A 20834-nucleotide genomic window follows, 5' to 3' on the forward strand; every position below is an offset into this window, starting at 1 on the left:
GCCGCGTCGTTCCCTTGGCGCGTGTCGATCCCGGGCGACGCCATCCGTCGTCCTGACAGGCGGACCGTGTCCCTCGCGGACGGGATCCGCCCTGTTCGAACCGCAACATCGCCGTTCGCCTTCCCGCCTCCAACAAGGATCTTGCCGATGTCTTCCCTGGTTTCCATCCGCAACCTCACCAAGACCTACCAGCGCGGCCCCGAGAAGGTGCAGGTGCTGCACGGCATCGACCTGGACATCCCGCACGGCGACTTCGTCGCGCTGATGGGCCCCTCCGGTTCCGGCAAGACCACGCTGCTGAACCTGATCGGCGGTCTGGACACGCCCAGCGGCGGCGAGATCGAGATCGAAGGCCAGCGCATCGACCGCATGAACGATGGCCAGCTGGCGCACTGGCGCAGCTCGCACGTCGGTTTCGTCTTCCAGTTCTACAACCTGATGCCGACGCTGACCGCGCAGCGCAACGTCGAGCTGCCGCTGCTGCTGACCAAGCTGGGCGCCGCGCAGCGCAAGCGCAACGCCGAGATCGCCCTGCAGTTGGTGGGCCTGGCCGAACGCAAGTCGCACCGCCCGAACGAGCTGTCCGGCGGCCAGCAGCAGCGTGTCGCCATCGCCCGCGCCATCGTGTCCGATCCGACCTTCCTGATCTGCGACGAACCGACCGGCGACCTCGACCGTCATTCGGCCGAGGAGATCCTCAACCTGCTGCAGATGCTCAACAAGGAACACGGCAAGACCATCATCATGGTCACGCACGATCCGAAGGCGGCCGAATACGCCACCCACACCATCCACCTGGACAAGGGCGAACTGGCCGACGCTCCGGCCGGCGCGCACTGACCGGAGGCGGCCATGAAATATTTCTCGCTGATATGGTCGGCGCTGTTCCGCAGCAAGACGCGGACGCTGCTGACCCTGCTCTCGGTGGTGGCGGCCTTCCTGCTGTTCGGCCTGCTCGACTCGGTGCGCGTGGCGTTCAACTCCGGCGGCAGCGTCGCCGGTGCGGACCGCCTGGTCGTCGCCTCGCGGCTGTCGATCACGCAGATGCTGCCGTACAGCCTGGCGGCCCGCATCGATGCGACCCCCGGGGTGAAGAAGAGCGCCTACGCCGCCTGGTTCGGCGGCATCTACAAGGATCCGAAGAACTTCTTCCCCAACTTCTCGGTCGGTCCGGGCTACCTGGACATGTACCCGGAATACATCATCGATCCGGCGCAGGTGAAAGCCTGGGAAGCCGACCGTACCGGCGCCATCGTCGGCGAGAACCTGGCCAAGCGCTTCGGCTGGAAGGTCGGCGACACCATTCCCCTGCAGGCGACGATCTTCCCGCAGAAGGACGGCAGCAACGCCTGGCCGCTCACGCTGCGCGGCACGTTCAAGCTCGCCGACAGCAAGCGCAAGGGCGAGGAGAACCAACTGCTGTTCCACTGGAAGTACTTCGACGAGGCCAACCAGTACGTCAACGGCCAGATCGGCTGGTACATGGTGAAGCTGGACAACGTGAACCATGCCACCCGCGTGGCCAACGCCATCGATGCGATCTCGGCCAATTCGTCGCACGAGACCAAGACGCAGACCGAACAGGCCTTCAACCAGTCCTTCGCCAAGCAGTTCGCCGACATCGGCCTGATCGTCACCGCGATCATGGCGGCGGTGTTCTTCACGCTGCTGCTGCTGACCGGCAACACGATGGCGCAGGCGGTGCGCGAGCGCGTCCCCGAGCTGGCGGTATTGAAGACGCTGGGCTTCACCAACGGCACCGTGCTGGTGCTGGTACTGGTGGAATCGGTGCTGCTGATCGTGCTGGGCGGCGTGCTGGGCATGGCGATCGCCTCGGCCATCATCCCGGTGGTCAGCGGCGCCAGCAACGGCATGATCGCGCTGCCCACCATCCCCGCGCAGACCTGGGCCGTGGGCCTCGGACTGATGATCGCGATCGGACTGATCGTCGGCGCACTGCCGGCGACCCGCGCGATGCGGTTGAAGATCGTCGATGCCTTGGCCGGCCGCTGACAGGAGACATGACATGAAGAAGCAATGGTTGGGCAATCTCGTCTCCATCGTGGCGCTGGTCGTGGGCCTGGGCGTGTGGATCGTGCTGCCGTGGTTCGCGGTGCTGGGCATTGCGGTGGCACTGGTGCTGTGGCTGTTCCTCACCCGCAGCGGACGGTTGTCGCTGGAGGCAGCGAAGATCGGCATCGCCAGCCTGCCGCAGCGCTGGGGCGCGTCGTCGGTGATCGTGGTCGGCATCGCCGGCGTGGTCGGCGTGCTGGTGGCGATGCTGGCGATGGGCGAAGGCTTTTCCGCCACGCTCAAGCAGACCGGCAGCGAAGACACCGCCATCGTGCTGCGGGGCGGTTCGCAGGCGGAGACCAACTCGGTCATCAGCCGCGACCAGGTGCCGCTGATCTCCACGCTGGCCGGCGTCGCCAAGGGCAAGGATGGCCGTGCGCTGCTGTCGCCGGAGCTGTCGCAGATCGTCAACCTGCCGACCGCCAGCACCGGTGAGGACGCCAACGCGCAGTTCCGCGGCGTCAGCGAGGCGGCCTGGGCGATCCGTCCGCAGGTGAAGCTGGTCGCGGGCCGCAAGTTCAACGTCGGCGTGCGCGAGATCGTGGTCGGCCAGGGCGCGAAGGGGCAGTACCGTGGCCTCGACGTCGGCAAGACACTGAAACTGGGCAACCAGGAGTGGACGGTGGTCGGCGTGTTCGCCTCCGGCGATGCGCACGATTCGGAGCTGTGGACCGATATCGACACGCTGTCGTCGGCCTACGACCGCCGCGCCTACCAGTCGGTCACCGTGCGCACCGAGGGCAAGGCGGGCTTCGACCAGTTCAAGCAGGCGATGGAGAACGACCCGCGCCTGAAGCTGGACGTGCTGACCACGCGCGACTACTACACCAAGCAGTCGACGGGCTTGAACACGCTGATCAAGGTGCTCGGTACCGTCATCGGCACCATCATGGCCATCGGTGCGGTGTTCGGCGCGCTCAATACCATGTACGCCGCGGTCGCCGGGCGTGCGCGCGAGATCGCCACCATGCGGGCGATCGGTTTCCGCGGCCTGCCGGTGGTGATGGCGGTGATGCTGGAAACGATGCTGCTGGCGCTGCTGGGCGGCCTGCTGGGCGGGCTCATCGCATGGGTGGTGTTCAACGGCTACAGCGTGGCCACGCTGGGCAGCAACTTCAGCCAGGTGGTGTTCCAGTTCAAGGTCACGCCGGCGTTGCTGTGGAGCGGCCTGAAATGGGCGCTTGGCATCGGCCTGGTCGGCGGCCTGTTCCCTGCACTGCGGGCGGCACGCCTGCCGATCACGCAGGCCCTGCGCGCGATCTGAGTCGCACGCATGCCAGGGGCGCCGGCAGATGCCGGCGTCCTCGCGCCGCTACGGATCCAGCCAGCCCCTCGACACGGCCACGGCGACATCGTCCGGTGTGTCGATGTCGATGCCGAGATCCGGCGCGTCGCAGGGGATGACGCGGGCGCCCGGGCGATTCAGCGCGTCGCGCAGCCCGCGATCTCCTTGCACGGCCAGCGCGGCACGCAGCATCGTCGGAGCGACCGCGGCCGGGATCCCCACGCGATTCCCCAGACGCGTGGCCGCGGATCCCGATGGCGCTCGACGCGCCGCTTCAAGCAGGGCCAGCAGATGGTCGACCTCCAGCGCGGGCTGGTCGCAGGTCAGCAGCAGCGTCGCGTGCGGGTGGGCGGCCAGCGTGTCCGCGGCGAGGCGCACGCTTCCTGCCAACCCCGTTCGCCATTGCGCGTTGACCACGCACGCCACGGGCAAGTCGCTCACGGCGGCCGCGACGTCGTCCGCGTCCGCGCCGACGATCACCAGCACGGGCGAGGCGCCGGAGGCGAGGGCGAGGCGCGCGGCGCGATGGACCAGCGTTTCGCCGTCGCGCGCCAGCAACTGCTTCGGCCGTCCGAGGCGCGTGCTGCCGCCGGCCGCCAATACGACCGCCGCATGCGTCGCGCTCACGCCGGCTCGCCGTGATGCCAGGCCTGCAGCTGCGCGGCGATGCTCAGCGCGATCGCTTCCGGCCCCTGCCCGCCCAGCTTCATACCGATCGGCGAACGCAGGCGCGGCAGCAGCACCGCGTGCAGGCGCGATGGAATCACCCGCAGCAGGTCCTCGCGCCGCCGCACCGGGCCGAGCAGGCCGATGAAGGGGATTGTGGTTTCCGCGAGCGCCGCCAGTGCCTCGCGATCGTGTTCGAAATGGTGGTGCATCACCAGCGCCGCATCGGGCGCGGGATGCAAGGTCCGCAACGCGTCCTCCGGTGCCTGCGTCAACCAGGCATCGGCGAGATCGTCGCCCACCATCCAGCGCGCGCGTCGCTCCACCACGGTGACCTGCCAGCCGAGCTGGCGCAGCCACGCCACCAGCATGCGCGTCTCCGGACCGGCACCGAAGATCGCGACGCGCGGCGGCGGCGGCACCGTCGCTTCGCCGGCGATGTCCACCGCAGCGGATGCGGCGACGGGAAGCGTCCAGGTCCGTGCGGCATCGCCGGCGCACGCCGATACGAGGCCTTCGCCGGCCAGCCGCAGCGACAACGGACCCGCACCCTGCCACCACGCCCGCACCACGTCCGACCAGCCGGGCAGACGGTCCAGTGGCAGCAGGGCCAGATGCAGCCGACCGCGGCAGCCGACGGCCGAGCCGGCCAGCAGGTCCTCGTCGTCGCGCGTGTCGATGTCCATCGTGTCGAGGTATCCACCGGCCACGACGTGGCGCGCGCGCCGCGCGATCTCGGGTTCCAGGCAGCCGCCACTCAGCCAGCCGGTCTGCGCATCGTCGGCAGCGAAGACCGCCATCGCGCCCTGCCGCACGTAGGTGGAGCCCTCGGTGGCGACGACCACGACCAGCGCGCTGCCGTCGCCGGCCTCGCTGGCGCGTGCGGAAACTTCCAGCGGATGGCGATGGACCGACATGCGCTCCACGATGGCGCAAGCACGGGGCCCAAGGCAACGCCCCGCCGCCCGCACGGAGCATCGGGCAAGCGCGGCGGAGGATCGGGCAAGCATGCGCCGCCGGCCCCACTGGCGGCATGCGCATCCGCGGAGTATCGTCGTTCGGCCCCACGCCGCCGCCAGGGAGACACCATGAAGTTGAACGTCAATGGGTCGGAGCGCGAAATCGATGCCCCCGACGACATGCCGCTGCTCTGGGTCCTGCGCGACCTGATGGGCCTCACCGGAACCAAGTTCGGCTGCGGCATCGCGCAATGCGGCGCCTGCACCGTGCACGTCGACGGTTCACCGCTGCGCGCCTGCGTGACGCCGGCGTCCGCCGTCGCCGGCAAGAAGATCACCACCATCGAAGGCCTGTCGGCCGATGGTTCGCATCCCGTGCAGAAGGCGTGGGCGGAACTCGATGTCGTGCAGTGCGGCTACTGCCAGTCCGGCCAGATCATGTCTGCCGCCGCGCTGCTGGCGGTCGTACCGGCACCGACCGACAGCGACATCGACCACGCGCTGTCCGGCAACCTCTGCCGCTGCGGCACCTACCAGCGCATCCGCGCCGCGGTGCATCGCGCGGCCGAACTGGGCAAGGCCTGATCCCCTGTCGCCACGGCACCGGGTGCCGTGGCCCGATCCGACTGTTCGACGGAGGTCGTATCCGTGAACCTTGAACTGAAATCCTCGCGCCGTGGCTTCCTGCGCTCCACCGCCCTCGTCGGCGGCGGCCTGGTTGTCGGCATCGCCGTTCCCGGCGCCCGCCGGTTCGCCTGGGCCCAGGAAAGCGCGGCACCGGCGGCGGCGTTCGTGCCCAGCGCGTTCCTTCGCATCGCCGCCGACGACTCCATCACGGTACTGCTCGCGCACGCCGAAATGGGCCAGGGCATCTGGACCACCCTGCCGATGCTGATCGCCGAAGAGCTCGATGCCGACTGGTCGAAGATCCGCGTCGAACACGGCCCGGCCGACAAGGCCTACACCAGCCCGGTGTTCGGCATGCAGGGCACCGGCGGCTCGACCACCACGTGGTCCGAGTTCGACCGCTACCGGCAGGCGGGCGCGACCGCGCGCGCGATGCTGCTGCAGGCCGCCGCCGCGCGGCTCAATGTGCCCGTCGACCAGCTCCACACCGAGAACGGCGCCGTCGTCTCCGGCACCACGCGACTGCGCTATGGTGAATTGGCCGACGAGGCCGGCAAGCAGAAGCCGCCCGCGCTGGACGCGCTGAAACTGCGCGACCCCAAGGACTGGAAGCTGATCGGCAAGGCGACCAAGCGTCTGGACACGCCGGAGAAGATCACCGGCAAGGCCACGTTCGGCATGGACATCCAGTTCGACGGGCTGCTCACCGCCGTGGTGCTGCGTTCGCCGGTGTTCGGCGGCAAGGTCAAATCGTTCGACGCCACCGCTGCGCGTGCCGTGCCCGGCGTGCGCGACGTGGTGCAGGTCCCGAGCGGCGTCGCCGTGGTGGCGGAGCACTTCTGGGCCGCCAAGCTCGGTCGCGATGCGTTGCAGGTGGTGTGGGAAGCCGGCGAGGGCGCCAAGCTGGACAGCGTCGCCTTGCGCCAGCAGTTCTCGCAGCTGGCGACCGAGGATGGCCCCACCGCGGCGCGCGCCGGCGATGTCGTCGCGGCGCTCGGCAAGGCCGCGAAGACCGTCGATGCCGAGTACGCCGTGCCCTACCTCGCGCATGCGGCGATGGAGCCGCTGAACTGCACGGTGAAGATCGGCGACGGCGAGTGCGATATCTGGTGCGGCACGCAGTTCCCCACGCTGGACCAGAACAGCACCGCGAAGATCCTCGGCATTCCGCCGGAGAAGGTCCGCATCCACACGCCGTTCCTCGGCGGCGGGTTCGGTCGCCGCGCCACGCCCGATTCCGACGTGGTATCCGAAGCCGTGCAGGTGGCCAAGGCCGCGAAGGCGCCGGTCAAGACCGTGTGGACGCGCGAGGACGACACGCGCGGCGGCTACTACCGTTCGGCCTTCGTCGAGAAGATCAAGGTCGGCCTCGGCGAGAACGGCCTGCCCGTGGCGTGGCACCAGGTGATGGTGGGCCAGTCGATCATGGCCGGCACCTTCATGGAAGCGATGATGGTCAAGGACGGCATCGATGCCACCTCGACCGAAGGCGTGGCCAACTCGCCGTACGTGCTGGGCACGCCCGAGCACCGCGTCGACCTGCATTCGCCGAAGACCGGCATCCCGGTGCTGTGGTGGCGCTCGGTCGGGCACAGCGTCAACGGCTTCGTGATGGAAGGCTTCGTCGACGAACTGGCGCACGCCGCCGGCAAGGATCCGCTCGAGTACCGCCGCACCCTGCTGAAGGACCACCCGCGCCATCTCGCGGCGTTGAACCTCGCGGCCGAGAAGGCCGGCTGGTCGTCGCCCGCCACCGAAGGACGCGGTCGCGGCATCGCCGTGCACGAGTCGTTCGGCAGTTATGTCGCGCAGGTGGCCGAGGTGTCGGTCGAGGACGGACAGATCCGCGTGCATCGCGTGGTCTGCGCGATCGATTGCGGCGTGGCGGTGAACCCGGGCGCGGTCGAAGCGCAGATGGAGTCCGGCATCGTGTTCGGCCTCGGTGCGACGCTGCATGGCGCGCTGACCTTGAAGGACGGGCAGGTGCAGGAGTCGAACTACCACGACTACCGCGTGCTGCGCATGCACGAGATGCCGAAGATCGAGGTCCACATCGTGCCGAGCACCGAGAAGATGGGAGGCGTGGGCGAGCCCGGCACGCCGCCGATCGCACCGGCCGTGGCCAACGCCGTGTTCGCGCTCACCGGACAGCGCTTGCGCGAGCTGCCGCTGCGCCTGCCGACGCCCGCTTCCACCACCTCCGCTGCCTGAGGCCCGCCATGCGCATCCTGATGATGTCCTTGACCGTCCTCCTGCTGGTGGCCTGCAAGCCGCGCATCAGCGAGGAGCAGAGGGCGCAGGCGCTGACCGCCTTCGCCACCGTCGAAAAGGTGTTCCAGCACCCGCGCTGCAGCAACTGCCATATCCCGGGCGACGCGCCGCTGCAGTTCGACACGCAGACGCCGCACGCGATGAACGTCGCCCGCGGTCCCGACGGCAAGGGCGCACCCGGCCTGCCCTGCTCCACCTGCCACGCCGAGCAGAACGCACCGGCCAGCTACGGCCCGCATGCGCCGCCCGGTGCGCCGCACTGGCAGCTGCCGCCCCCGGACCACAAGATGGCGTGGATCGGCCTCCCCGCCGACCAGCTGTGCGCGATGATCCAGGACAAGAAGCGCAACGGCGGTCGCGACTTCGATGCGCTGGTCAAGCACGTGGCGGAGGACAAGCTGGTGCTGTGGGGCTGGAATCCCGGCGGCGAGCGCGCACCGGTGCCGGTGCCGCACGACCAGTTCGTCGCCGCGTTCAAGACATGGACCGCGGCAGGCGGGCCCTGCCCCGCCCCGGCGGCCAAGACGTCCGGCTGACTAGCGTCCCGTTGCCGCCGCCGCGACCGCCTCGCGGCGGCGCGCGCGCCACAGGCCATCGCTGGCGAAGATCAGCAACCCGGTCCAGATGGCGGCGAAGCCGATCGCGCGCTCGATGCCGAAGGCCTCCTTGAACACCAGCACGCCGAGCAGCAACTGGATGCTCGGCGCAATGTACTGCAGCAGCCCCACCACCGACAGCGGGATGCGGCGCACGCCGTAGGCGAAACCGATCAGGGGCACCGCGGTGACTACACCGCCGAACACCAGCAGCAGGTCGTTCTTCCAACCGTAGCCGCTGACGAAGCCGCCACCGTGGCCGAACTCACCCCACACCACGTAGGCCAGCGCCGGCAGGAACAGGTAGAGGCTCTCCACGCCCAGGCCGGCCACCGGATCCACCGCGACCAGCTTGCGCACCAGGCCGTACAGGCCGAACGAGAACGCCAGTCCCAGCGCGATCCACGGCGGCGACCCCGCTTGCAGCGTCAGCCAGGCCACGCCGACCAGCGCGAATCCGACCGCGATCCATTGCGCCGGCGACAGACGCTCGCGCAGCACCAGCACGCCGAGCACGACATTGATCAACGGATTGATGAAATAGCCCAGGCTGGTCTCGACCACGTGCCCCGCGTTCACCGCCCAGATGTACAGGCCCCAGTTGAACGCGATCAGCAGGCTGCTGACGCCGAGCCACGGCACGGCACGCGGCTGCGCGCGCACCTGCTGCCACCAGCGCCGCCCGTTCTTCAGCAACAGCCAGCCGATCACCAGCACGGCGCTCCACACGATGCGATGCGCGATGATCTGGAACGAGGGGACCGCCTTCAGCAGGTGCCAGTAGATCGGCACCACGCCCCAGATCAGGAACGTGCCAGCGGTGATCGCCAGCCCTTTGCGGTCGATGGACTCGACGCTCATTTCGCCTGCCGCGCGCGCGCCAGCGTGATGACCACCACGCCCACCAGGATCACCGCCATTGCGCCCAGATCGTGCCGGGTGAAGGTTTCACCGGCGATGAAGGCGCCCAGCGCCACCGCGATCACCGGATTGACATAGGCATAGCTGCCGACGAGCACCGGGCGCGCATGGTGCAGCAGCCACACGTAAGCAGTGAACGCGATGATCGAACCGAACACCGCGAGGTAGACGACCGCCAGCGCGCCGGTCAGCGTCCAGTCCGCCGTGTTGAAACGTTCGCCATGCAGCAGACCGGCGACGACCAGCATCACCCCGGCCGCCAGCATCTGCGCCGCCGCTGTCATGAACGGCGACGGCAGGTCGCGACCGCGCGACCACACCGAACCGTAGGCCCACGCGATCGGCGCGATCAGCAGCAGCACCAGGCCGACCGGCGAACCGGTCAGCGAACTGCCCGCGTTGAGCCACACCACGCCGGCGAAGCCGACGATGATGCCCAGCCATTCGCCGCGCGTCGGATGCTGGCCGCGCATCGCGCCGAACAGGCCCATCCACAACGGCATCGACGCCACCGCCACCGCGGCCAGGCCGGACGACACCGTCTGTTCGGCCAGTACGACCATGCCGTTGCCCATCAACAGCAGCAGCGCGCCCATCACCAGCACGTTCTTCCACTGCGCGCGCGTGGGCGGCGCGACACCGCGCCACCGGAGGAACAGGAACATCACCAGGCCGGCGGCCACGAAGCGGCTGCCCGACACCATCAGCAAGGGCGGGAACCCCCCCTCGAGTGCGAAGCGGATACCGAGGTACGTCGAGCCCCAGACCACGTAGACGATGGCCAGGGCGGCAGCGACGGCAAGGCCGCCACGCGCGGGCGCGGCGGCGGAAACGGAGGACGTCATGGGGAACCGTGGGGAGTGCGGCGTGGTGCAATTCTAGGCCACTCGCGGACCGCCGGCATGACGGCGCTGCCCGCAGCTCCTTGAAACCTTTCCGGGCAGGCTTGAATGGTCTTCAAGACGACGTCGGTCCCGAGCAGCAGAGGTGGGAGCGATGTAGTCGGGATGAAGCGCCCCTGCACAGCACGCACGCGATGGCACATCACGCAGTCGCTGCCACCCGCGCATCTGCCGACACGATGCCGACATCCTGCGTACCCGTCGCGACTCGCGTCGCTCCCGCGGCGGATGCTGGATCAGCCGCGCTCGCGTGCCAGCAACTGCTGCTTGCGCGGCAGTCCCCAGCGATAACCGCCGAGTGACCCGTCGCCACGGATCACGCGGTGGCAGGGCACGACCACCGCGATGCGGTTGTGCGCGCAGGCGCTGGCCACCGCCCTTGCCGCGCGCGGCGCGCCCAGCGACTGCGCCAGGCCCGCGTAGCTGACCGTCTCCCCGGCCGGAATCTTCATCAACGCATCCCAGACCCGCTGCTGGAAACCCGTACCCAGCAGATCGACCGGCACCTCGGCATCGCCCCCGGCCAACCGCTCCGCCACCGCACGCAACCGTGGTGCGAGGAAGTCGTCGCGGCCGGCTTCGACGCGTTCGAGTTGCGCCAGGGGGAACTCATCGCGCAGCCGCTGCTCAAGCGCCGCGTCGCTGTCGCCCAGTTCCACCGCGCAAATGCCGCGTCCGGTGGCCGCGACCAGCGTGCGACCCAGCACGGTATCCACCAGCGTCCAGCGGATCGCCACGCCGCGCCCGCCGGCGCGGTAGGTGGCCGGCGTCATGCCCAGCTTGGCCGCGCCCTGTTCGTAGAGGCGCGATGGCGAGCCGTACCCTGCGTCGTACAGCGCGGTGGTGACGTCGCGCCCCTCGCGCAGGGCACTCTTCAACGTGCCCAGCTTCTTGCGTGCCAAGTACTCGGCCGGACTCAGGCCGAAGCGGGCACGGAAACGACGCTGCAGGTGCGAAGCGCTGAGACCGGTACGCGCGGCCAGATCCGACAACGAGGGTTCACCCTCGTCGAGCAGGCGGCGCGCCAGTTCCAGCGGATCGGTGGCGAAAGACGTGGGGGTTGTTGAGCGCGGCATGGTGTCCATGCGCCCAGACTAGGGCGCGCGCTGCGGGCTGGCTATCCGGATCTTGCGCTCCGCACCCGTAGAGTCGAGCTTGCTCGACTCTCGATTGGGGTGCTCGGCGCTCGGTTCACTCGACGGCCGATCCACCGGCAGCGGAGCAAGCTCCGCTCTACTCCGCCCAGCGGCCCGGACCGGGCGAATCGGGCAGTACCTGCGCCGACAGCTTGCGGTCCTGGCCCAGGATGCCGATGGCGTCGGACAGGATGGCGGCCGATTCGCGCAACAGCGGATCGGGACGCTTGTCGGCGAGCTTTTCGCGCTGCGCGTCCTTGACGATATCGCGCTCGGATGCGCCGAGGCCGTCATCGGCCAAGTCCTCGGCCAGCGGATCCAGCGCCAGGCCCAACGCCTTGCGCTCGGCCTGCCGCTGCTTGCGCTGCGCGTCCTGGCGGTCACGCTCGGCGCGACGTTCGGTTTCGTTGAGCGATACGTACTTCTTGGCCGCCTCGGCGCGGAACTGCGCCACGTCCTCCGACCACCACTGGAATTCCTTGTCCTTGGACGAACGCGCCGCGTGCAGGGCTTCCAGCTTCGGCAGCAGCGGTGCGAAGTTGCCGTACTGCGTGTGCGGCACGGCGGCGATGCGCGTCCACGGCAGCGCGTTGTCGTACGTGCTCTCACCGTACTCGGTGGCGTCGACGCTGACCGGGAACGCGATGTCCGGCACCACGCCCTTGTGCTGCGTGCTGCCGCCGGCCACGCGGAAGAACTGCGCGATGGTCAGCTTGACCGAGCCGAAGCGCGGGGCTTCGTTGGCCGGCCAGCGATCCAGGTCCGCCATGTTCTGCACGGTGCCCTTGCCGAAGCTGGTCTCGCCGATCACCAGGCCGCGGCCGTAGTCCTGGATGGCGCCCGCGAAGATCTCGGAAGCCGACGCCGACGCGCGATTGATCAGCACCGCCAGCGGACCGTCCCACGCCACCCCGGCCACGGTGTCGCTGTACACCTGCACGCGACCGCCGGATTCGCGCTGCTGCACCACCGGGCCCTTGTCGATGAACAGGCCGGTCAGCTGCACCGCTTCGTCCAGCGAACCACCGCCGTTGTTGCGCAGGTCCATCACCACGCCGTCCACGTCCTGCGTCTTGAACTGGGCGAGCAGCTTGGCGATGTCGCGGGTGGCGGAATTGAAGTCGTTCGGGTTGCGGCGACGGCCTTCGAAATCCTGGTAGAACGCGGGCAGCTTGATCACGCCGATGCGGCGCGCCGGCTCGCCGGCATTGGCGGGCAGCGAGATGATCTCGGACTTGGCGGCCTGCTCTTCCAGCTTGATCTTCTGCCGGACGATGGTGACCTGCGCGTGCTTGCCGTCGATGCCGGCCTCTACCGGGATGTATTCGATGCGGACCTGCGTATCCTTCTTGCCGCGGATCTGCGCCACCACGTCGTCGATGCGCCAGCCGATCACATCGGTCATCGGGCCGGACTTGCCCTGGCCGACCGCGACGATGCGGTCACCGACCTTCAGCTTGCCGCTCAGGTCCGCCGGACCGCCCGGCACGATCTCGCGGATCGCCACCAGGTCGTCCTGCCGCTGCAGCACCGCGCCGATGCCTTCCAGCGACAGCGACATCGACTGGTTGAAGTTCTCGGCGGTGCGCGGCGTGAAGTAATCCGTGTGCGGATCGATCGCGCTGGTGTACGCGTTGAGGAAGGTCTGGAAGACGTCCTCGGTCTTCAGCTCGTTGATGCTGCGCTGCAGGTTGGCGTAGCGCTTGTCCAGCGTCTTGCGGATGTCGTCGGGCTTCTTGCCGGCCAGCTTCAGGCGCAGCCAGTCGTTCATCACTGACTTCCGCCAGATCGCATCCAGCGCCTTGCCGTCCGCGGCCCAGGGCGCATCCTCGCGATCGTATTCCCAGCGCTCGTCGCCGGTGAAATCGAAATCCTGCTTCAGCAGCGCGCGCGCATACGTCACGCGCTGGCCGACACGCTGCTTGTAGACCGCGAAGATCTCGTACGCCGGCGCGAGGTCGCCGGAGCGGATCGCGTCATCCAGCTTGGTCTTGTAAGGGGAGAAGCGTTCGATGTCCGCCGCGGTGAAGAACTGCTTGCCGCCGTCGAGCGCTTCGAAATAGCGCTTGAATATCTGCTGCGACAGCGCGTCGTCCAGCGGACGCGGACGGTACGCATAGCGGCTGTCCGACAACAGGCCGTACACCAGCTTGGACGTGTTGGCTTGGTCGGCGGTGGGCGCCACCGCGATCGCATCGCCGTCGCCGCGCGCGAGCAGCGCCAGCGGCGTCGACAGGACCAGGGCCAACAACAGGAGGGGGGCTTTCTTCAGTGTCATTGCGTACTCGCGGCCCGGAGGGCCCGTCAGGCTGGAACGGATTGCGGATTCGACAGAGGGACAGTGCACAAAGTTGCGCGGCTTGTCATCTGCCTGTCGGCAGCCTAAGGGGCGTGGCGTAGGGAAAGGTGAACCGTGGCCGTGGCGCGGTCACACGCCAAGCACGAGGCTCCCTGCCGGCGACGGCCGGCGCCACGCCGCGGAATGCGGCTCAGCCCGCCTGACCGGCCGTGAATGCCGCCTGCGCGGCCTGCTGGTCGGCGTGGTAGGACGAGCGCACCAGCGGACCGGACGCCACGTGGCTGAAGCCCAGCGCCATGCCGTAGTCCTCCAGCGCCTTGAACTCGTCAGGTGTCCAGTAGCGCAGCACCGGGTGGTGGTGCGGCGTGGGCTGCAGGTACTGGCCGATGGTGACCATGTCCACGTCGTGCGCGCGCAGGTCACGCAGCGTGCCCTGCACCTGCTCCATCGTCTCGCCCAGCCCCAGCATGATGCCGCTCTTGGTGGGCAGATGCGGATGCTGCTGCTTGAAGCGCTGCAGCAGGGTCAGCGACCACTGGTAGTCGGCGCCGGGGCGGACGTTCGGGTACAGGTCCGGCACGGTTTCGATGTTGTGGTTGAACACGTCGGGCGGATTCACCGCCAGGATCTCCAGCGCGCGGTCCATGCGGCCCTTGCCGCGGAAGTCCGGGGTGAGGATCTCGATGCGCGTGGCCGGCGAGTGCTCGCGGATGGCGGCGATGCAGTCGACGAAGTGCTGGGCACCGCCGTCGCGCAGGTCGTCGCGGTCCACGCTGGTCACCACGACGTACTTCAGGCCCATGTCGGCCACGGTATTGGCCAGGCTCAGCGGTTCGGAAGGATCCGGCGGCTTGGGCCGGCCATGGGCGACATCGCAGAACGAGCAGCGGCGCGTGCAGACCTCGCCGAGGATCATGAAGGTGGCGGTGCCGTGGCCGAAGCACTCGTGGATGTTCGGGCAGCTGGCTTCCTCGCACACCGTGACCAGGCGGTTCTCGCGCAACTTGGCCTTGAGCTTGGCCACCGAGCCGTCGGACGGGATGCGGACGCGGATCCACGACGGCTTGCGCAGGACCGGCGCATCGGCGAACTGCACCGGCGAGCGCGCGATCTTGTCGTTGCCGAGCTGTTTGGCGCCGGTTTCCAGCGTCACGGGCGCGGAACTGACGACCTGGAGGGGAATCACGCGTGCGGGGGTATCGGCCATGCCGCAATTCTAGCCGTTTTCACTGGCCGGCCCCCGGTCGGCACACGCCTCTCAGGCACCCGGGAGGCGGCTGGGGCAAGCCACCTGGCTCAGGCGGCGCGGCAACGCCGCGGGGTGCGGCGGCGCATCCCGGGGCCCGGAGTTTGTGCAGCGAACCGCGGGTTTTTGTCCCTGCGACGGAGGAATAAAAAAGCCCGCAACAGCTAGGCTATTGCGGGCTTGCTCCCTCCCCCACGTCGGGATGCGGGGCCATCGTGAAGGGTGGGTTACGCCGCTTGCACGCTGCACTGCAAAACAGAACCCGGTGGTTCACCCGTCACGACCGTCATGTCACTAATATGAATGCGAGCAAAACCCGCGTCGTAGCTGCATGTTACCGATATCAGACCAATTCGTGTGCCGCTCGTCAGAATCCTGATTACGTTCTTCACCGCATGTACCTGAACAGGGCGGCCGCCGCCTGAGCGCGCGAATGCGATCCCGGTTCGCTACTTCAGGTAATGCGGACGGCCGTCGTACCAGGCCTTGGCCCGGACCAGATGAAGCGTGCGCTGGGCTCCCTGCACCTCCATCCCGACGCTCAGCGCACGCCATCGGGCGTACAGGTCGCCTTCGCGCTGACCTCCCTGCAGGCGCAGCCGCGCCAGCATGTCGTAGCGGTCGTTGCGCGCGTGCATCCGGTCGAGGATCAGCACGTCGTCGCGCCACTCCACGCGACCCTGCACCTGTGCCTGGCCGGCGTCGACGAGCCGGTACACCCAGGCCGGGTACTCCTTCTGCCGCGAGAAGAGCGCCAACAGGAAGCCGACATCCTTCATGGTCACGTCGGCCCCGCCGCCGGCACTGATCGGCCGGTCCACGTCCAGTCGCGCCCGGTTCAGCGCCACCCGCGCCCACCAGCCGCGGCGCGATTCCCCGCCGGGCTCGGTGAAGCCGACATTGCGCACCTGCACGGTGCTGCCATCGGCGACGAACAGCCGCCGCTTCAGGTCGGCGCGGCGCAGCTTCAGGTCGAGATCGATGTCGCCCCGCAGCTGCACGCCGGCCAGTTGCATGCGGGTGCCGCGCCCGGCGATGCGCACGGTGCCGCGCCCCACTTCGCCTGCGGCATCCAGCGACAGGTCGCCGCTGAGCACGCCGGCGCCGCCATCGAAGCGCATCTGCCGCCGCGGCAGGAACGCGTTGTACACGCGCAGGTCCGGCACGCGGGCATCCTTGAACACCACCCTCGCCTGCAACGCGTCGCGCAGTTGCGCCAGCGGACCCACGGCGTTGATCGACAGGGCCAGGTGCCGTCCCTGCACATACGGTGTGCAGGGCTTCTGCAGCGATGCCACGTCGAAGCGATCCATCGTGGCCTGCAGCCGCGGCACCAGCGCACCGTCCTGGCCCGCATCCAGCCGGATGTCGGCCCGGGCAAGACCGCGGATGCGGTTGCCCATCACCTCGGCCACCGCATCGACCTCGGGCACGTCGATGCGACTGCCGGCCGCGAGCTGGCCATCCGCCACCTGCACGTCGGCACGGATCGAGCCGGCGCCATCGAGCTTCAGCCACGGCGCCTGCGGAAACAGGTCCGACAGCCAGCGGAGGGAGTCGAAGTGCCAGGCGCCCTCCACATGGCCGGACGCGCGCGGCAGCAGGCCGGCGAAATCGCGCAGCGGCACCTGCCGGCCGCGCAGGCGCAGGTCCGCTTCCAATGCCAGGCGACCGTCCGCCTGCGGCGGCACGGTCGCCTTCAGCACGATGTCCTTGTCCACCGCCACGTCGATGCCCAGGATGTCGTTGCGCACCGCACCGGCGATGTCGTTGCCGGCCACCGCCATCGTCCATTGCGCGCGGCCACCCGGCGCGAGCAGGCCACGCTCGAAAGCCAGATCGATGTCGGCGCGCCCTTCACCCGGCACCAGCGTCGTCGTCACCTTGCCGCGCGGACTGACGGCGATGTTCAGGCCGGCGGTGCGACCGGCCAGCTTCACGCCCAGCCGCGTCTTCATCAGCTTGTCGATACCTGCGGCCTGCTCGCGCCGGTGCCGGTCGATCGCGAAACGCACATCCAGCGTCGCGTCGCGCAGGACTTCCTCACCGTTACGGACCACCCGCGCCTGGGCGAAGCCTACGGTAGACGGCATCAATTCCATCGGTCCGCCGCGCAGTTGCTTGTAGAAGCCGACGTCGCCATGCCCCGCGCCGACGAGTTCCAGCCCGTCGAAGTACCCGCGCTGGAGCGAGTCGCTGGCGATGCGGTCGAACTGCAGCTCCCAGCCGCCGTCGCGCGCTGGCGGAGGTGCCAGTTCCTTCGCCACGCGTCGCACGCCACCCCGCACATCGTCCGCACGGATCTCGGGTACGTGCAGGCGCCGCGACAGCAGCGGCCACAGCGCGATGCGTCCTTCCACGCGCGCCGCCTGCGCTTCCCAGGCGATGCGGCGCGCGTGCCCCTGCAGCACTACGCCGCGCAGGCTGACATGGCCCGGCCACCAGGTGTGGCCGGAGGCCCAGTGCATCTGGAAGCGGTCCGGCTTGCGGTTCAACGCCCTCTCGCCCAACGCCGTGTTGAGGAAGACGTTGCCGGCGAGCAGATAGAGCGCGTACGTCGCGGCGAGCGCGATCAGTCCCCATGCCAGCCAGCGCAGGCCCTTGGTGCGAAAGGATGTCCGTTCCATCCGCGCAGGATGCCGCATCCGGACCTGCCGAGCGAATCAGCGCGCGGCGAAGTACCCGTGGAAGCCCAGCGGCACCGTGTACGGCAACCAGGCCTGCGCCAGCGGGCCTTCGTCGACGCGCCGGGCATCCAGCACCGCGATGCCGCTGCGACCCTTCACGGCATCCAGCAGCGTGCCGACCAGCCAACCGTCGTCGGGACGCGAACTGCCGGGCCGCGGGACGAACAGGTGTTCTTCCACGAGCACGTCGCGCCCGTAGTCGTGCACCTGGCGACGGCCGCGTACCGGATCGAAGGCACCGATGCGGCTGAAGTACGGCGCGGTCGATCCGTCGGCATGGATGGGCGCATACAGTCGCGCCGCGTCGCGAGACGGCGTGCGGGCGTCGAACACGGGGAACTCGATGCCGGCGATGCCGGTGTCTTCCCAGTGCGCCCTGCCGCTGCGCAGATCCAGCACCAGTTCGCACAACGGTCCTTTGCCACCATGCGCGTCGCCGTGCACGTCGCCGTTCATCGCAGCCCGCATCGGCGAGCGCGCTTCCTCCAGGTCCAGGTGCTGGACCGCACGGACGGTGATGCGGCCGTCGCGTTCGTGCGCATCGCCGAAGTGGTAGATCGCAGCGAAATCCGCCTCGAACCACTGCGCCCTCGAGGGCGCCGCCTTGTCGACCACGGCGATGCGCAACGGCTGGTCCTGCTGGAAGCGCAGGCGCTCGAAGAAGGCGCCCGATCCGTCCCGGTAGCGGAACGGGATCAGCACGAAGACCAGATGGCGATCGGTCATCGCGAAGCTGTGCAGGTAACCCGGCACCGGCGTCTCCAGTACATCGGCCGAGGCCAGCGTGCCGTCGCGACCGATATGCCAGACCACCAGCCCGTTGCCGCCCATCATCGAGAGGGAGCCGAAGTTCCACGACGAACCGTCGCGGTCCACCAGCGGATGCGCAGAGAACGGGATTGCGGCCAGATCGGGACGCCAGGTGACCGCGCCCAGTGTCGTCAGTTCATCCGGGTCCAGTTCGAACGCGGATCCTGCTTCGGACAGCGCGAACAGGCGGCCGTTGATCATCGTGACGGAGGTGTTGGCGGTGTTCGCGTCGTCGTTGTTGCGGATCGGCTGCATGTCGGGGATGGACGTGCCCGCCGTCGGATACAGGAAGCGGCCCGCCTTCTGCTCGCGGGTGAACTTCGGCGTGGCGACCATGCGTGCGTGGTGACTGAGCGTGCCGTCGCCATTGAAGCGCCAGCCATGCACCATGCCGTCGCCATCGAACCAGTGCTCATAGCGGAAGCCGGCCCGCTCCCTCCACGCCGGGCCGTTGCGGTACAGCGTGCCGGTGAAGCCCGCCGGCAGCCGCCCTTCGAGCTGTACGGTCGCCGGGCCCAGGGTTTCCGACTGCACGGATTTCCAGCCCGCGAGCCATGGCTGTTCGCGCAAACCCGCCGCGAAGCGGGCGGGATCGCCGGCGAAGGCATGCTCGCTGCGCAGCAGCGCGGGCGCGATGGCCAGGGCGGTGGCACCGGACAGCAGATTGCGCAGGAAGCGGCGACGGTCCATGGCGGCGCGCCTCAACGCAGGTGGATGTCGATGGCGGCATCCTGCGCGCCGACCTCGAAGCGCGCTTCTTCCCAGGTCGGTTTGCGCATCACCTTCGGGTTGTTGCTGAAGCCGTAGGCTTCGACCGGCATGCCGATCATGTTGCTGTCGAGCTTGCCGTTGCCGTTCTCGTCGTGGGTCACCAGCACGGCGTAGGCGCCGGGCTTCAGCCCCTTGAACACGAAGGTGGCGGTATCGCCCTGCGGCGGTGCGCCATCGGCCTGTACCGGCTTTGCCTGCCCGTCCCAGCCGGCCGGCGAGTCGACGACCGCCAGCTTCAGCAGGCCAGTCTGCGCGCGCACGTCGTGCAGCGTGACGGTAAGGTCCGCAGCCTGCGCCTGGAAGGCACCGAAACAGGTCAGGACGAGGGCGAGCGGCAGCGTGTAGTGCTTGGGACGGTACATGGCGGACTCCGGTGGCGGGTGTGCGGCCAGTCTCATCCGCCATGCCGCCCCCGGTCAGTTGCCAGCGGTCATCTCTTCGACCTGCCGGAAGTCACTTCCCGCTTACGCCGCCTGCTCCACCGCATCGGTGCGCTGCCGGCGCAGGCGCACCGCCGCGGCGAGTCGCTCCAGTACCTGCACCGATGCGTCCCAGCCGAGGCAGCCATCGGTGATGCTCTGCCCGTAGGTCAGCGGTTGGCCATCGACCAGATCCTGGCGGCCACCGACGAGATGACTCTCCACCATGACCCCGACGATACGCCGCTCGCCCGCTTCCAGCTGCGTGGCGATGTCGTCGATCACGGCCGGCTGGTGGTCCGGGTTCTTGCCGCTGTTGGCGTGACTGGCATCGACCATCAGGCGCGCCGGCAGGCCCGACTTCGCCAGCACCTGGCTGGCTGCCTCGATACTCCCGGCGTCGTAGTTGGGCGTCTTGCCGCCGCGCAGGATGACGTGGCAATCGGGATTGCCGGCGGTGGCGGCGATCGCCGAACGGCCATCCTTGGTCACCGCCAGGAAATGATGCGGATGCGAGGCTGCGCCCACCGCATCCACCGCGATCTTGATGTTGCCGTCGGTGCCGTTCTTGAAGCCGACCGGGCACGACAGGCCGCTGGCCATCTCGCGGTGCACCTGGCTTTCGGTGGTGCGCGCGCCGATCGCGCCCCACGCCACCAGATCGCTGATGTACTGTGGCGAGATGGTATCGAGGTACTCACAACCCGCCGGCAGGCCGAGCGCGTTGATGTCGCGCAGCAGGCCGCGCGCCAGCCGCAGGCCGCGATTGATGTCGAAGCTGCCGTCCAGCGCCGGATCGTTGATCAGGCCCTTCCATCCCACCGTGGTGCGCGGCTTCTCGAAGTACACGCGCATCACGATCTCCAGTTCGCCGGCCAGCGCGTCGCGCAGCGGTTTCAGGCGCTGGGCGTAGTCCATTGCGGAAGCGGGATCGTGGATCGAGCACGGCCCGATCACCACGACGAGGCGGTCGTCGCGTCCCTGCAGGATGTCGTGCAGCGCGGCGCGCGATTCGGATACGGTCTGCGACACCAGGTCGTCGCACGGCAGTTCGCCGATCACGGCAGCGGGCGTGACCAGCTCATCGAGTTTGCGGATGCGCAGATCGTCGGTATGGGGGGCCATCGGGGTCTCCGGGTCAACAAAAAAGCCGCCAGTTTCGCTGG

General features: G+C 68.8%; 17 protein-coding genes. 6 read left to right on the forward strand and 11 right to left on the reverse strand.

Features of this window, described 5'->3' with window-relative positions:
* Window positions 1–147: 147 nt before the first annotated feature.
* The 3 genes from AC1Q5B_RS18780 to AC1Q5B_RS18790 are packed head-to-tail and all read left to right on the forward strand — an operon-like array spanning window position 148 to window position 3337.
* Window positions 148–840: an ABC transporter ATP-binding protein gene (locus AC1Q5B_RS18780; protein ID WP_492632967.1), complete on the forward strand. Its 693-nt coding sequence runs from the start codon at window positions 148–150 to the stop codon at window positions 838–840.
* Between the two features lie 12 nt (window positions 841–852).
* Window positions 853–2013: an ABC transporter permease gene (locus tag AC1Q5B_RS18785; RefSeq protein ID WP_492632968.1), complete on the forward strand. Its 1161-nt coding sequence runs from the start codon at window positions 853–855 to the stop codon at window positions 2011–2013.
* Window positions 2014–2026: 13 nt separating this feature from the next.
* The gene (locus AC1Q5B_RS18790) at window positions 2027–3337 is read left to right on the forward strand and encodes an ABC transporter permease (RefSeq protein ID WP_492632969.1); all 1311 of its coding nucleotides are present in this window, start codon (window positions 2027–2029) and stop codon (window positions 3335–3337) included.
* 48 nt (window positions 3338–3385) lie between these two features.
* Here the strand turns inward: AC1Q5B_RS18790 and AC1Q5B_RS18795 are convergent, their stop codons facing one another.
* The gene (locus AC1Q5B_RS18795) at window positions 3386–3985 is read right to left on the reverse strand and encodes a nucleotidyltransferase family protein (protein WP_492632970.1); all 600 of its coding nucleotides are present in this window, start codon (window positions 3983–3985) and stop codon (window positions 3386–3388) included.
* On the reverse strand, window positions 3982–4941 hold the full coding sequence (locus AC1Q5B_RS18800) for an XdhC family protein (protein WP_492632971.1): 960 nt from the start codon (window positions 4939–4941) through the stop codon (window positions 3982–3984). Before AC1Q5B_RS18800 ends, AC1Q5B_RS18795 begins: the two co-directional genes overlap by 4 nt.
* A 171-nt stretch (window positions 4942–5112) precedes the next feature.
* Between AC1Q5B_RS18800 and AC1Q5B_RS18805 the strand changes: the two genes are divergently transcribed.
* The 3 genes from AC1Q5B_RS18805 (at window position 5113) to AC1Q5B_RS18815 (ending at window position 8417) form a co-directional block, all read left to right on the forward strand.
* On the forward strand, window positions 5113–5568 hold the full coding sequence (locus AC1Q5B_RS18805; RefSeq protein ID WP_492632972.1) for a (2Fe-2S)-binding protein: 456 nt from the start codon (window positions 5113–5115) through the stop codon (window positions 5566–5568).
* A 63-nt stretch (window positions 5569–5631) separates the two neighbouring features.
* Window positions 5632–7821: a xanthine dehydrogenase family protein molybdopterin-binding subunit gene (locus AC1Q5B_RS18810; protein WP_492632973.1), complete on the forward strand. Its 2190-nt coding sequence runs from the start codon at window positions 5632–5634 to the stop codon at window positions 7819–7821.
* Between the two features lie 29 nt (window positions 7822–7850).
* Window positions 7851–8417 (forward strand): hypothetical protein, encoded by a 567-nt coding sequence (locus tag AC1Q5B_RS18815; protein ID WP_492632974.1) that lies wholly within the window; start codon window positions 7851–7853, stop codon window positions 8415–8417.
* Here the strand turns inward: AC1Q5B_RS18815 and rarD are convergent, their stop codons facing one another.
* The 9 genes from rarD to AC1Q5B_RS18860 form a co-directional block, all read right to left on the reverse strand.
* Window positions 8418–9338: an EamA family transporter RarD gene (gene rarD / locus AC1Q5B_RS18820; RefSeq protein WP_492632975.1), complete on the reverse strand. Its 921-nt coding sequence runs from the start codon at window positions 9336–9338 to the stop codon at window positions 8418–8420.
* Window positions 9335–10243, reverse strand: coding sequence for a drug/metabolite exporter YedA (yedA, locus tag AC1Q5B_RS18825; RefSeq protein WP_492632976.1), 909 nt, complete (start codon window positions 10241–10243; stop codon window positions 9335–9337). The genes rarD and yedA overlap by 4 nt, the downstream gene beginning before the upstream one ends.
* Window positions 10244–10536: 293 nt before the next feature.
* Entirely contained in the window at window positions 10537–11376 is an 840-nt protein-coding gene (locus AC1Q5B_RS18830; RefSeq protein WP_492632977.1) for a methylated-DNA--[protein]-cysteine S-methyltransferase, read from the reverse strand.
* Between the two features lie 157 nt (window positions 11377–11533).
* Window positions 11534–13714 carry a carboxy terminal-processing peptidase gene (locus AC1Q5B_RS18835; protein ID WP_492632978.1) on the reverse strand — a complete coding sequence of 727 codons (2181 nt, stop codon included), beginning with the start codon at window positions 13712–13714 and terminating at the stop codon, window positions 11534–11536.
* Window positions 13715–13925: 211 nt separating this feature from the next.
* Window positions 13926–14942 carry a lipoyl synthase gene (gene lipA, locus AC1Q5B_RS18840; RefSeq protein ID WP_492632979.1) on the reverse strand — a complete coding sequence of 339 codons (1017 nt, stop codon included), beginning with the start codon at window positions 14940–14942 and terminating at the stop codon, window positions 13926–13928.
* Between the two features lie 488 nt (window positions 14943–15430).
* Window positions 15431–17608 carry an AsmA family protein gene (locus tag AC1Q5B_RS18845; protein WP_492632980.1) on the reverse strand — a complete coding sequence of 726 codons (2178 nt, stop codon included), beginning with the start codon at window positions 17606–17608 and terminating at the stop codon, window positions 15431–15433.
* A 36-nt stretch (window positions 17609–17644) separates the two neighbouring features.
* The gene (locus tag AC1Q5B_RS18850) at window positions 17645–19168 is read right to left on the reverse strand and encodes a carotenoid oxygenase family protein (RefSeq protein WP_492632981.1); all 1524 of its coding nucleotides are present in this window, start codon (window positions 19166–19168) and stop codon (window positions 17645–17647) included.
* An 11-nt stretch (window positions 19169–19179) separates the two neighbouring features.
* A complete protein-coding gene (locus AC1Q5B_RS18855) occupies window positions 19180–19611 on the reverse strand; it encodes a DUF2141 domain-containing protein (RefSeq protein ID WP_492632982.1) in 432 nt (143 codons plus the stop codon).
* 102 nt (window positions 19612–19713) lie between these two features.
* Window positions 19714–20793, reverse strand: coding sequence for a 3-deoxy-7-phosphoheptulonate synthase (locus AC1Q5B_RS18860; RefSeq protein WP_492632983.1), 1080 nt, complete (start codon window positions 20791–20793; stop codon window positions 19714–19716).
* Between the last annotated feature and the right edge of the window lie 41 nt (window positions 20794–20834).

The sequence above is a fragment of the Pseudoxanthomonas sp. GW835-FHT14C01 genome (assembly GCF_058793715.1).

Excerpts from the sequence above, each read along its gene's own strand:
- AC1Q5B_RS18780 (WP_492632967.1), top strand. The coding sequence starts at position 148 with ATGTCTTCCCTGGTTTCCATCCGCAACCTCACCAAGACCTACCAGCGC.
- AC1Q5B_RS18785 (WP_492632968.1), top strand. The coding sequence starts at position 853 with ATGAAATATTTCTCGCTGATATGGTCGGCGCTGTTCCGCAGCAAGACG.
- AC1Q5B_RS18790 (WP_492632969.1), top strand. The coding sequence starts at position 2,027 with ATGAAGAAGCAATGGTTGGGCAATCTCGTCTCCATCGTGGCGCTGGTC.
- AC1Q5B_RS18800 (WP_492632971.1), bottom strand. The coding sequence starts at position 4,941 with ATGTCGGTCCATCGCCATCCGCTGGAAGTTTCCGCACGCGCCAGCGAG.
- AC1Q5B_RS18805 (WP_492632972.1), top strand. The coding sequence starts at position 5,113 with ATGAAGTTGAACGTCAATGGGTCGGAGCGCGAAATCGATGCCCCCGAC.
- rarD (WP_492632975.1), bottom strand. The coding sequence starts at position 9,338 with ATGAGCGTCGAGTCCATCGACCGCAAAGGGCTGGCGATCACCGCTGGC.
- yedA (WP_492632976.1), bottom strand. The coding sequence starts at position 10,243 with ATGACGTCCTCCGTTTCCGCCGCCGCGCCCGCGCGTGGCGGCCTTGCC.
- AC1Q5B_RS18830 (WP_492632977.1), bottom strand. The coding sequence starts at position 11,376 with ATGCCGCGCTCAACAACCCCCACGTCTTTCGCCACCGATCCGCTGGAA.
- AC1Q5B_RS18835 (WP_492632978.1), bottom strand. The coding sequence starts at position 13,714 with ATGACACTGAAGAAAGCCCCCCTCCTGTTGTTGGCCCTGGTCCTGTCG.
- lipA (WP_492632979.1), bottom strand. The coding sequence starts at position 14,942 with ATGGCCGATACCCCCGCACGCGTGATTCCCCTCCAGGTCGTCAGTTCC.
- AC1Q5B_RS18845 (WP_492632980.1), bottom strand. The coding sequence starts at position 17,608 with ATGGAACGGACATCCTTTCGCACCAAGGGCCTGCGCTGGCTGGCATGG.
- AC1Q5B_RS18850 (WP_492632981.1), bottom strand. The coding sequence starts at position 19,168 with ATGGACCGTCGCCGCTTCCTGCGCAATCTGCTGTCCGGTGCCACCGCC.
- AC1Q5B_RS18855 (WP_492632982.1), bottom strand. The coding sequence starts at position 19,611 with ATGTACCGTCCCAAGCACTACACGCTGCCGCTCGCCCTCGTCCTGACC.
- AC1Q5B_RS18860 (WP_492632983.1), bottom strand. The coding sequence starts at position 20,793 with ATGGCCCCCCATACCGACGATCTGCGCATCCGCAAACTCGATGAGCTG.